Genomic DNA, 9,312 nt, shown 5'->3' on the forward strand with positions numbered 1-9,312 from the left:
GCCGACGCCCGAGGCGTCCCGGTTGCGGCGGTTGGCGTAGCCCAGCAGCGCGTCCACCGAGGTGAACACCTCGTAGCCCAGTTCCTCCAGCCGTGGCAGGTCGGCGGCGTCCGGGTCGAGTTCCAGGATCACCGCCGCGCCCTGGCCGGGCTGCAGGCCGTCCGGCCAGTACGCCTCGGCCACGGCGAGTGCGCGGCCGGTGTCCGGGTCGGCGATCTCGGCGTCGGTGCGGGGTTCGGCGTAGCCCAGCCGCAGCATCTCGTCCACGAGTTCGCGCACCTGCACCGCGCGCGCGTCGTCGGATTCCTCGGAGACCACCTGCATCGGGCTCAGTTCCGCCGTCCCGGCCGACTCGGTTCCCGAGCGCAGGCCCTCCAGGAACGACTGCGCGGCCTCGGCCAGCAGTTCGCGGCGCGCGGCGAGGAAATCGAGGTAGTTCTCCAGCTTCCACAGGGTCTCGTCGGCCGGGATCCACTGCGAGGCCAGCACCCCCGGATGCTTCTGCTCCACCTCGCGGAAGTAGTCCTCCGGCGGCCGGTTACCGACGTCGAGGTTGGTCTGCTGGGTCAGGAAGCAGAAGTTCGCCACGGCGTTGACGTGGCCGCGTTCGTAGCGCTGCCGCAGCAACGACTTCGGGAAGACGTGGTGCACCTGCAGCGAGCCGAGTTTGCCGAGCATCTCCGCCTTGAGTTCCAGGCCGCTGCCGAAGTCGCGGGCGCCGCGCACCCGGGTGAGCATGTACAGCAGCGGGTAGAACCGGGAACCCTTGGTCGAGCCCTCGAAGTCGTGCGGGCGCACGGTCAGATTCCCGCCACGGGTGCGTTCCAGCGTCCGGATGAGGCCGTCGATGCCCTGGCTTCCGGCGGTGTCGTAGTCCTGCTGGAGGTAGGTCTCGGTCGAGCCCGCGAACCGCCCCCACAGCGAGGCGTGCACGTACCAGTACAGCACCTTGTCCCGGTAGGCGCTGTCCGGGAACCGGCCGCCGTTGAGCTCGAGCAGCCGCGAGATCACCGGGATCGCGTAGCGGGCCATCAGCACGCGGTCGTGATCGAGGCCGAGCCTGCCGGAGATGGTGTCCAGGATCGTGCCGATGTAGCCGACGGTGCGTTCGAGGGCCTGTTGGAACTCGTCGGCCGAGACCTTGTCCAGCGCGGTGAACAGCGCGCGCCCGGTGGCCACCGCGTTGACGTTGCGCAGCAGCCAGTCCAGCGTGAAGTTGAACCCGGCTTCCCGCCACCGGGCCAGATGCTCCCGCATCGCGCCGCGCGCGTCCGGCCACTGTGCACAGATCTTCGCCAGTGCGAGATCGCCCTTGGACAGCTTCGTCCCGCCGGAGTTGACCCGATTGAAGATGTCGACGACCTCGTCGACCGACCGGTTCGGGCCGCTGATCGTCTCCTGGTTGAAGTCCTTGTCGGTGATCTGGCACAGCTCGTTCAGCCGGGACAGGTAGAGGTTCGCCTTGTCCGGCTGGTCGGAGAACTTCGACAGGAACGGCACGGGCCCGGTCTTGAACAGCTCGGTCACGTCCACCCAGTGCACGTTGTCGGCCATCTTGCTGGGCATGTAGAACTCGAACACCTCGGTGTCGACGTTGAAGTGCAGCCCGCGGAACACGTCCGGATCGCCCTCGAAGAACGCGGGCGGGTTGCCCCGGATGACGCTGTAGAGCGTGGTGACCCGTTGCTGCCCGTCCAGCAGCAGCAGGTGCGTGCCGGTGCCCGCGATACCGCCGCGGACCGACACCCCCTCGGCGGAGGTCTCCCACAGCAGCAGCCCGCCCACCGGGTGGCCGAGGTAGAGCGAACGCATCAGGCCGCGCACCTGGTCGCGGTTCCACACGTAGCCGCGCTGGAACTCCGGGAGCAGCACGGTCCCGGCGTCGATCTGGTCCAGCAGCGTCGACAGTTTCACGAGGTCACCTTCCCTGGTGGTGTGGTGGGTGGCGGGTCAGTTCTCGGGTGGTGCGGGCAGCAGCCCGCTGCGCTCGCCGTGCCAGCTCACGGCGAGCTGTTCGCGGGCGCGGGTGCAGGCCACGAACAGCAGGCAGCGTTCGCGTTGCAGGTCCTGCTCGTGGGTGTGCGCGTCCTCCTCGGCCGGGGTGACGGCGTTCGGCGGCGGCATGTGCTTCTCGCCCACCCAGATCACGGCCAGGCACCGGAACTCCAGCCCCTTCATCCGGTGCATCGTGCCGACCGAGACGACGTCCTCGGCCGCGCGACCGCCGGAGAGCACGGCGGCCGACACCCCGGCCCGCTCCAGTGCGGACTGCGCCTTGTTCGCCAGCCAGTTCGACCGCGCGGCGACGCCGATCTCCCCGGCCTCCACCCCCGCGTCGAGCCAGCCGGTCACCACCTCGGTCAGGTGGCGCAGCTCCTCCTCGCGGGTGGCGAAGCCCCGCTCGGTCGGCGGCAGGCCGTGCATCTCGGAGCGGCAGCCCGCGATCGAGTCGAGGCCGCCGTCCATGTCGTCGATGCGTTCGCCGTGCAGCAGTTCCAGACTCCACGCCAGGATCTCGGCCGTGGTGCGGTAGTTGATCCGCAGTTTCGTCGAACGCCCGGTCACGTGCACGCCGACCTCGCGCAGACTGACCCGGCCGGCGTAGATGCGCTGGTGGGTGTCCCCGGCGAGGAAGAGGTCGTCCGGGCGTGCGGGCGCGGCGGCGCGCAGGAACCGCCAGCCCTCCGGGCTGAGGTCCTGGGCCTCGTCCACCACGATGTGCCGGTAGGGCTTGTCGTCGTCGGGGAGCCGCTCCAGCAGGCGGGTCGCCTCGGCGCGGACGGTCTCGTGGGTGAGAAGCCCCTCGTCGTGCAGCTGCCGCTGGAACTCCCAGATCGCCTGCCAGACCTGCGCCTTCTGCCGGGCGCCGAGCCTGCGGCCCCGCCCGGTGCGTTTCGCGCCGAGGTAGTCCTCGGCCGAGCCGACCCGCTGGGCGAGCACCACCTGCCGCCACTCCTCGGCCAGGAAGGTCTCGGTGAACGGCAGCTCGAACTGCTTGACGATCCGCTTCCACCGCCGCTTCTCGTCGTCGCCGTCGAGCATCCGCGGCGGGCCGTGCTCCCGGCGGTAGAGGCGGTGGGCGAGCTGGTCGACGTGGGCGACCTCGATGCGGTCGGCGGAGTCGGGGGAGTCGGTCAGCAGCTTGATCCCCGCGCTGAGCGAATCGGCCAGCGTCGAGGTGAACGTGGTGACCACCGAGCCCTCGCCGCGCGCGGCCAGGTGGTGCGCCCGGTGCAGCACGACCACGGTCTTGCCGGTGCCGGGGCCGCCGGTGACCCGCGCGGGGCCGCGGTAGCCCGCCTCGACTACGGTGCGCTGCAGCGGGTGCAGATACACCCGCCACAGCGCGAACGGGTGCGCGAACACGGCGAGCAGCTCCTCGGGCCCGTCCACCAGCACGACCCGGTCGGCGCTGCGCTCGATCGCGGCGTCGAGGTCGTCGGTGTCCACCGGGCCGGAGGTGATCGCCTCGCCGAGTTCGGCCCAGACCTCGTCCGGCGACAGCCCGGCGGCGAGCCCGGACAGCACGTCCCACTGGGTCGTGGGCAGGAACGACTGGGCCGCGTCGAGCTGCATCTGGTCGGTCAGGGCGCGGGCGAAGTCCAGCGTCTGGTCGTCGATGCCGAGGCGGCGCAGGTCGGCGTCGCCGACGTGCTCGAACAGGCGGGTCGGCGCCGAGTCGGCCAGCCGGGACAGCTCCGGCAGGGTGGCGTCGAGGGCGGCGGTGTCCCGGATCTCGATCCCGCCGGTGGCGCTGTTCACCGAGGCGGTGCGCCGCTGCGCCCAGTCGTAGGCGTCGTCGTGCGGCAGCACCTTGAGCAGGGTGTAGACGTCCCCGCTGTCCGGGGCGAGCACGATCCCGCGGACGTCTCTGGTGATCCGGATGGAACGGAACCGGTCGTCCCGGGCGTTGGTGATTTTCTCCAGATTACGACCGGAGTGTGGGTCGTTTTCGAATTTGGAGAAGACCTCGGTGACCCGGTCCTGCACCGGCTTCTGCAGCCGGGCGTAGTCCCGCAGGAATTCCTTGGCGATGGCCAGTCGCGGCACGATTCACTTCCCTCCACCTCGCTCGGGTCAGCGTGTCAGCAACTCGTCGATCCGGGCGACGGTGGGGTGATCGTCGCCTCGAGTGCGGACCAGATCGGCCCGCACTCGATACGAGTCCCGCAGTATCCGTGCCGATCCCATCGGGTGCATTGTCCGTCATGATCGTCGGAATGCACACCCGTCCGGCAGTGTTCGACACGAGTGGCCGCCCGGCGCCCGACGCATGCCAACCGCCCGCACCGAGCGTCTCGCCGCGACATCTGGCTGTGGGGATGATGCCGCTCCCAATCGACGACGCCCGAGAGGAATGTCCGGATCAGCTTCCGGGTTACTGCTGTCGTTCGGCGAGGGTGCGGAGTTCGGCGTAGGCATCGAGGACCGGACCGATGTCGCGGTTGCGTCGTTTGCGGATCCGTGCGGCCTTGAACACGGACACGCCGAACAGGGCCAGCAGCACCGCCGACACGCCCAGCAGCATGGCGAGGTTCTCGCCTTCGGCCGAGGCCAGCGTGCCACCGAGGACGAACAGTCCGACGAAGCCGTACAGGAACGCCAACCCGACCTGCCGGTTGAAGCTCTTGCCCCAGGTGCGGTGTTGTTCGCGGGCGCGGCCGAGCACCTGCGGCGAGAGCGGGTCGAACCCGTGTTCGCGCTTGATCTCGGCGGCCCGGGCCTGGACTGCGGGGTCGGCCCGGAGCTCGTCCGGGTCGGAGGCATCGGTGAACGACTCCTGCGCTCGCGAGACGACCGTGGTGCCGGGGCGGGTCAACCGGACCACCTCCCCCCGCCGGATCTGCGAGTAGCCGGCTTCCGTCCAGCCGGTGTCGCGGACGATCCGGGAGATCGCGGCGCTGGTGAGGTCGGCGTAGCGGTTGGTGTCCAACGGGTAGAAGCCGTCGGCGTTGAGTGCGGCCTCGCGCAGTTCGCGGCGCAGCTGTTGCCCGGAGTCGGTCTGCTTGGCGGGTTCACCCTCTTCGCGGGAGAAGTACAACAGCCAGCCCGTCGAGGTGATCTCCTCGTCGACAAAGCGCCAACCTTTCCGGCCCAGTTCCCGGCGCAGCTCGGCGAAGGCGACGTCCTTACAGCGCAGCCAGTCGAATTCGAGGGTGGGTCCGGACGAACGGGCTAGCTCGCGGAGCGTCTTCAACTGTTCGGTGCGCCGCCGTTGTTTGACCTCGGTGGGCAGGCCCACTATTCGAGCGAACGCAATCACGAGTATGACCGCTATCGAGGGCAGCAGCAGCCATAGGGCGATCGTGTCCGCCAGTTCCTCAGTCATGTACCGACAACTTCCTGGAGCTCTTCGGCGGGTCGAACGCCAGTGCGCGGGCGCCGTTGTAGGCCTGCTGCTGCTCGATAAACCGGAACCCGCCCAGTTCGGCGAGCCGCTTCACCATGTGGTCGGACAGCGGGTAGGCCGACCACACCAGCACTAAAGAGGGTTTCCCCTGTGGCTGCGGCTTGGCCAGGTCCCGCTCGACTCGCGCCACCGCCTGGCCGAAGCTCTGCCTTCGGACCCTGACGACGTCGCTGATAAACAACAGAGCAAGGACGGCGACTAACCCTCCACCGATTACGTTGATCACGTAGCTTCGTCTCCCCGCTTACTATCGAAGGTCTGCCAGCCTCGAACGAGGCCCTAGCCGAGCACCCCGGCGATCGATCTCGTCGGAGGATCGGTGAACGAAACACTCCGCGCGATGCCGTCCAGTATCTCGACGTAGGAGGGCCAGTCGGCAAGGTTCTCGCTCGACACCCCGATGATCGCAAGTCTGCGTCGATCCGGAAATGGCAGTACCACCTGCGCCTGCCGCACACGCTGCGAGGTCGGACGGGGCTCCCCGAGTGGACCGAACGGTGAGGTTACGGCCAGTTCCTCGCCCACAACGAGCGCCTTGCCCGCCGGGAACTCGGTGAACAGGACCTCGCGGGGTTCCCCGGATTTGCGCAGACCACCGGCCACGGCATCCAGCGGGTCCTCGGCATCCAGGTCGGCCTTCTTGACCAGGATCGTGTACTGAGCACTGGTCAGCACGGCCGGGTCGATCTCCGACCGTGCCACACACTGCCCCACGTACACGGCGCCCTGATCCCGCAGTCGGACGACCATGTGTTCCTGTGAAAACGCAAGGTGAAAGGCCTGCCGCTCGGTGAGCCCCAGTTTTCCGCGGAAGCCGTCGAACGTTCTCCGGGCACGCTCCTCCGGCGGCTCGTCCAGCGCGATCTCCCAGAACTCATCAGGTACGCGAAACCGCAAAGGAACGCGCGCATGATTTTCATCGAGGAGGTTGCTGAGCATGCCCTGTCCTATCGGATTGTGCCCATGCCATGGACAAGGCTGCCGATGCCGGCCGTGTCCTTGGCATCGCTGGTTGCATCGCTCGTGTCGAACAGCCCAATACCCGAGGGAATCTGCAGCGAAACCCCGACGCCGTGTTCGAATCCCTTCGCCACGTTCGCCGTCAAGTCAGGGTCCGTCAGCGCGCCGTAGCCCATCGCCCTCTCCGCGAGCCACTGCGTTGCTTCGCTCGGGTGCTTCATTGCGGTGACGGCGTCCGAAAAGCCTTGGCCCACTGCCTTGCCGCCTCTGACGGCGGCCTCGCCGGCCGTGTCCATCACTCCGGTCACACCGCTCGCCCGGGACACGTCGACCAGTCGATCAGCACCGGAGACTACGTCGCCGGCGGCGCCGAATCCCTTGGCCAAGGCGCCGACGCCCGGAAGCACCCCGACCGCGTCACCGGCGAGCCCAACCCAGGCGTTCGGATCGTCGTACTTCTCGTTGATCACCATGTCGGCGCCGTGCGCTGCGAGCGCGATCGCGCCGGTGCCGATGGCGATCGGTCCGGCGATCGGGGTCAACACCGGGATGGCCGCGAGTGCGCCCGCGACGGCAGAAACAATGCCCGCGATGTCGCCGATCGAGCCGATGTGGTCGGCGAACCAGCCGCCGACGTCGTCGAAGATTTCGCCGAGCGATTCCGCGAACGACTTCTGTGGGGCGGCGTCGACGGCGTCCTTCAGGGCGTCTTCACAGACATCGGCGTCCGACTGCCAGGTTTCCTGCAGCGTCCTGGCCTCTTGGCGAATCTGGTTGAGCTTGTCCCACGCTGCTGCGGCGGCCCGCACCGCATCGTCCGCGGAGGCGCGGACCTGCTCGTCGTCCGGTTGTGCCGCGGCGTTCGCCTTGGCCGTGCTCGCAGCGCTATCGAGGTTTTCCGCGTGTCTCCTGGCGTTGGCCGCCCGCTCTTCCAGTTGTCGCGCCTTCTGCTGATGGCGTTGGAGGTCGTCCGCCCAGGAGGACAACGCCGTGGCCGCCTTGTCGAGCGACTCGTGCCCCTTGTCCAGGTACTCGGGCAGCATATCCAACGTACCGGCGAAGGCCTGCGCGGCATTACCGGTCCAGACGTCCTTGTTTTCCTTTACGGATTTCAGGACGTCGAAGGCTTCCCTGGCGTATTTGCCGGTCTTGTCGAGCTGTTCGGCGAGGTCGCGCACGCTCGGCACATCACCGTGCGCCGGGTCGAAGCCGAGGTTGGGAAAGTCCGCGTCACTCATGCCTGCTGCTCTTCCGAGGCGCGAACCTCGTCAGCCATCTGTTGGAGGGTGTCCTCCAACTTCGCCTCGAGCTCAGCGTAACCCTGGATCGCCTTGTCGACACCGCCTTTGATGCCGTCGACGGCCTCGCGAATCTTCTCCAGGCCGCCTTCCCAGTCGGACTTGAAGTCGGCGCACGCCTCGTCGAGCGAGTCCGGACCGATCGACTTCGGCCCGATATCCTCCATCCGGTTCAACGCCTGCTCGATGTTTTCGACGGTGCGCCCGAGGTTCTTCTCCAGAGCCGTCAGCCCCCCGATATCGACGGTGAAATCAGGCATGTCGACCTCCCCCAGCACGTGATCTCCCAGTGGCGGCCACTCGGACGCGCCGGCCTGAGCGGCGGTTCCACTGAGCCAGCAAACGAGTTTAATGATCGTGCACAGGTTGTACCACCCCTCGGGCAACGCGCCGGCCGCGGGCGACGGGCCTTACCACCGGGTTCGTCGTCGGCTGGTCGCCCCTCTGAACCGAGCCGGCCCGAGCGGGGACCCCGGTCACCCGATCCATCCACGATCAACCTTCGTCCTCAGGACGGGTGAGGATTCACGAAAGGGCGACAGCTGCACCGCCTGCGGCCAGCACGACGGCCGGTGGGTGGGTAGCGTCGGAATCGTTCACATCGACGAATGATCAGGGCGGCTCCGATATGCCGTTGTACGAATACCGATGCCCGGAATGCGGGATCCTCGAACGTTCCCACGGAATGAACACCGCTCCGGCGGCGGAATGGTGCCCGGAGTGCGGGAGCGAGGCGCGGCGCGTCATTTCCGCGCCCCGGCTGAAACAGGTGTCGCCGCAGCTCGTCCGTGCCCGTGACGAGGCGGAGAAGAGCCGGGACGAGCCGGAGGTGGTGCGGCGCGACCCCGGCACGGAGCGCGTCGGCCGGTCGCGGGCCGACCCGAGGCTGGAACGGCTCGTGGGCCGCGAGTCGGCGCGTCACATGCGGACCGTGCCCCACCCGGCGAGCCGCCCGCATCGCCACTGAACCCACCGCGTTCGCCGCGACGTCCCGACCGAGCCCGCTGTGAGGTGCCCGAATGCCAGAAGTAGTGTTCCGCCACGACCCGTCCCGCACCATGGCCGAACAGGACGTTCCGGGCCACAACCGGTGGCACCCCGACGTGCCGGTGGCCACGCAGGTGCGTCCCGGACAGGAGTTCCGCATCGAGTGCCGGGAATGGACGGACGGGCAGATCGGCAACAACGACTCGGCCAACGATGTGCGCGACGTCGACCTGGACCGGTGTCACATGCTCAGCGGGCCGATCGGTGTCGAGGGGGCCGAGCCGGGGGACCTGCTCGTCGTCGACATCCTCGACCTCGGCCCGATCCCGCAGCAGACCGGGCCGGTGTGCGGGCAGGGCTGGGGCTACAGCGGGATCTTCGCCAAGGTCAACGGCGGGGGCTTCCTCACCGACCACTACCCGGACGCCTACAAGGCCATCTGGGACTTCCACGGCCAGCAGTGCGACTCCCGGCATGTCCCCGGTGTGCGGATGCACGGCATCACCCACCCCGGACTGTTCGGCGTCGCCCCCTCGGCCGACCTGCTCGAACGGTGGAACTCGCGGGAACGGGCGCTGATCGCCACCGACCCGGACCGGGTGCCGCCGCTGGCGCTGCCCCCGCTGGCCGACGGCACCCTCGCGGGCACCGCCACCG

At 68.5% G+C, this 9,312-nt stretch carries 9 protein-coding genes; 2 read left to right on the forward strand and 7 right to left on the reverse strand.

Annotation, left to right across the window (positions count from 1 at the left end; all coding sequences use genetic code 11):
- From ACTIR_RS0111960 to ACTIR_RS24840, 7 genes are all read right to left on the reverse strand, one after another.
- On the reverse strand, nt 1–1,914 hold a 1,914-nt coding region (locus tag ACTIR_RS0111960; protein ID WP_026454464.1), incomplete at its 3' end, for a GmrSD restriction endonuclease domain-containing protein.
- Between the two features lie 36 nt (nt 1,915–1,950).
- Nucleotides 1,951–4,050 (reverse strand): UvrD-helicase domain-containing protein, encoded by a 2,100-nt coding sequence (locus ACTIR_RS0111965; RefSeq protein WP_026454465.1) that lies wholly within the window; start codon nt 4,048–4,050, stop codon nt 1,951–1,953.
- Nucleotides 4,051–4,378: 328 nt separating this feature from the next.
- Nucleotides 4,379–5,329 carry a hypothetical protein gene (locus tag ACTIR_RS0111970; protein ID WP_026454466.1) on the reverse strand — a complete coding sequence of 317 codons (951 nt, stop codon included), beginning with the start codon at nt 5,327–5,329 and terminating at the stop codon, nt 4,379–4,381.
- Complete coding sequence (locus tag ACTIR_RS0111975; RefSeq protein ID WP_233345895.1) at nt 5,322–5,540, reverse strand: hypothetical protein; 219 nt, start codon at nt 5,538–5,540, stop codon at nt 5,322–5,324. Before ACTIR_RS0111975 ends, ACTIR_RS0111970 begins: the two co-directional genes overlap by 8 nt.
- Nucleotides 5,541–5,689: 149 nt before the next feature.
- A complete protein-coding gene (locus tag ACTIR_RS0111980) occupies nt 5,690–6,349 on the reverse strand; it encodes a hypothetical protein (RefSeq protein WP_154663740.1) in 660 nt (219 codons plus the stop codon).
- Nucleotides 6,350–6,357: 8 nt separating this feature from the next.
- Complete coding sequence (locus ACTIR_RS0111985; protein ID WP_026454469.1) at nt 6,358–7,608, reverse strand: putative T7SS-secreted protein; 1,251 nt, start codon at nt 7,606–7,608, stop codon at nt 6,358–6,360.
- The gene (locus ACTIR_RS24840; protein ID WP_233345896.1) at nt 7,605–7,928 is read right to left on the reverse strand and encodes a hypothetical protein; all 324 of its coding nucleotides are present in this window, start codon (nt 7,926–7,928) and stop codon (nt 7,605–7,607) included. Before ACTIR_RS24840 ends, ACTIR_RS0111985 begins: the two co-directional genes overlap by 4 nt.
- A gap of 368 nt (nt 7,929–8,296) precedes the next feature.
- Between ACTIR_RS24840 and ACTIR_RS24845 the strand changes: the two genes are divergently transcribed.
- Nucleotides 8,297–8,635, forward strand: a complete 339-nt coding sequence (locus ACTIR_RS24845) for an FmdB family zinc ribbon protein (protein ID WP_026454470.1) — start codon at nt 8,297–8,299, stop codon at nt 8,633–8,635.
- A gap of 52 nt (nt 8,636–8,687) precedes the next feature.
- The coding region (locus ACTIR_RS23005; RefSeq protein ID WP_034239639.1) for an acetamidase/formamidase family protein at nt 8,688–9,312 on the forward strand (625 nt) is incomplete at its 3' end.

This window comes from Saccharomonospora iraqiensis subsp. iraqiensis (assembly GCF_000430445.1).
Classification (GTDB): Bacteria; Actinomycetota; Actinomycetes; order Mycobacteriales; family Pseudonocardiaceae; genus Saccharomonospora; species Saccharomonospora iraqiensis.

Coding starts and splice junctions, on each gene's coding strand:
- ACTIR_RS24845 (WP_026454470.1), top strand. CDS start 8,297: ATGCCGTTGTACGAATACCGATGCCCGGAATGCGGGATCCTCGAACGT.
- ACTIR_RS0111970 (WP_026454466.1), bottom strand. CDS start 5,329: ATGACTGAGGAACTGGCGGACACGATCGCCCTATGGCTGCTGCTGCCC.
- ACTIR_RS0111985 (WP_026454469.1), bottom strand. CDS start 7,608: ATGAGTGACGCGGACTTTCCCAACCTCGGCTTCGACCCGGCGCACGGT.
- ACTIR_RS0111980 (WP_154663740.1), bottom strand. CDS start 6,349: ATGCTCAGCAACCTCCTCGATGAAAATCATGCGCGCGTTCCTTTGCGG.
- ACTIR_RS24840 (WP_233345896.1), bottom strand. CDS start 7,928: ATGCCTGATTTCACCGTCGATATCGGGGGGCTGACGGCTCTGGAGAAG.